Source organism: Paracoccus chinensis (assembly GCF_900102885.1).
Taxonomy (GTDB): domain Bacteria; phylum Pseudomonadota; class Alphaproteobacteria; order Rhodobacterales; family Rhodobacteraceae; genus Paracoccus; species Paracoccus chinensis.
Map to the genome: position 1 here is coordinate 1 of NZ_FNGE01000082.1, position 1,128 is coordinate 1,128.

3 protein-coding genes are annotated in these 1,128 nt (G+C 68.4%); 2 read left to right on the plus strand and 1 reads right to left on the minus strand.

Annotation, left to right across the window (positions count from 1 at the left end; genetic code table 11):
• On the plus strand, positions 1–230 hold a 230-nt coding region (locus tag BLQ03_RS18520), incomplete at its 5' end, for a hypothetical protein (protein ID WP_217629805.1).
• Between the two features lie 141 nt (positions 231–371).
• Here the strand turns inward: BLQ03_RS18520 and BLQ03_RS17815 are convergent.
• Positions 372–728, minus strand: a complete 357-nt coding sequence (locus BLQ03_RS17815) for an ArsR/SmtB family transcription factor (RefSeq protein WP_090757614.1) — start codon at positions 726–728, stop codon at positions 372–374.
• A 48-nt stretch (positions 729–776) separates the two neighbouring features.
• On the opposite strand from BLQ03_RS17815, the gene BLQ03_RS17820 reads away from it, so the two are divergent.
• The coding region (locus BLQ03_RS17820; protein WP_217629806.1) for a cation transporter at positions 777–1,128 on the plus strand (352 nt) is incomplete at its 3' end.

Here is a 1,128-nt window from a genome sequence, read left to right on the forward strand (position 1 = left end):
ACGCGACGCAACCCGAGAGCGAACTGGACGGAACCCTGCGGATACAGCTTGAGATGGCCGAACGCGAGCGCGACCGCGAGCGGGAGGAGCGCAATCGGGAGCGCGAGCAGATGCAAGCCACCATCGACGACCTGCGCACCCGCTTGGACCGAGCCGAAAGCCGAATTGCCGGGCTGCTGCCTACGCCTCCTGTGCGTCAGGGCAGGTGGCGGCTGTGGGGAGGAGGGTGAGGCGTGCCGGACGCGGACTGCGTTGGCACGAGCTGGACAAGGACATCTCCGTAGTCAGCCTTTCGCGCGTGAATTCTGCACAGGGCAAGTCCCTGATCCGCCACAGCGCGCCAGGCTGTGCGTAAATCACGATTGGCGCGCCTATGGGCTGGCGCGATAGCTCTTGCACGCATCAACGCCCCGAGCCGGGCCGTCCAGTAGCTCAGTCGCCAAGGCCAGCAGCTCGTCGATGCGGAGGTCGGCCAGGCGGTAGTCCACGAAGCGCCCGCGCGCCTCGCCCGCGACCAGCCCGCACTCGCTCAGGCAGCGCAGATGGTTCGAGGCATTCGGCTGGCTCAGGCCGGTCGCGGCCACGATCTGGCCCACCGACAGCGGCCCCGGCCGCAGGGCCTCCAGGATCGCCAGGCGTGACGGGTCCGCGAGGCCCCGAAAGAGCTTCGCGCGGTCCGCCACGGTCCCGGGCGTCACCTGTTCTTGCAGGTCGGTGTCATTTGACATATCAGCCGCCAGTGATATTTCGCCGGTCACGTCACGGGAACATGGGCCATGAGCGCGACAGATTCCATCAGCACCGCCGAGCCGATCCGCTACCGCGTCACCGGCATGGACTGCGCCTCTTGCGCCGCCAAGATCGAGAAGGCGGCGCGCGGCGTGGGCGTCGAGGACGTGAAGGTCTCGACCGCCACCCAGATCATGACCCTGCGGACCCAGCCCGGGCGGCTGGCGGAGGTGGAGCGGGCCGTGACCGAGATCGGCTACCAGCTCGACCGCCTGGACGCCCCCAGGGCCTCCGAGGCCAGTGACGACGACGAGCTGCCCAAGGACCTCTCTCACATCACCCCCGCCTACAAGCGGGCGCTCTGGATCGTGGTGGCCCTGAACGTGGGTTACGGCCTGG